The organism is Bacillus sp. SIMBA_154 (genome assembly GCF_046536015.1).
GTDB lineage: Bacteria > Bacillota > Bacilli > Bacillales > Bacillaceae > Bacillus > Bacillus pumilus_P.
On sequence record NZ_JAWJBV010000583.1, the window covers coordinates 1 to 242 of the forward strand.

Sequence of the window (242 nt, forward strand, 5' to 3'; positions counted from 1 at the left end):
AGATACGAAAAGATCTTAGGCGAGTAATTCATATTAGGTATTTACGCAAATCTTTTTTAAAAGTTATAGAATATTGAATTACTTTTACCCGAGTCATTCAAGAGATGAAGAGCTCCCTTTACCGCTTTATTAGGTACGTGAAACGTTATTGATGTTGCCGATATATTATTTGGAAAAATCGTTTTGCCATTCAATATAACCTTAGTGGCTTGTGTTGCTCCCGTTACGTTTAATGTAAAATT

The 242-nt window shown here is 32.6% G+C and carries 1 protein-coding gene; it reads right to left on the reverse strand.

What is annotated here, in order from left to right; genetic code table 11:
* Positions 1–56 precede the first annotated feature (56 nt).
* A partial coding sequence (locus R0K30_RS23240; RefSeq protein WP_410613360.1) for a hypothetical protein occupies positions 57–242 on the reverse strand: 186 nt, incomplete at its 5' end.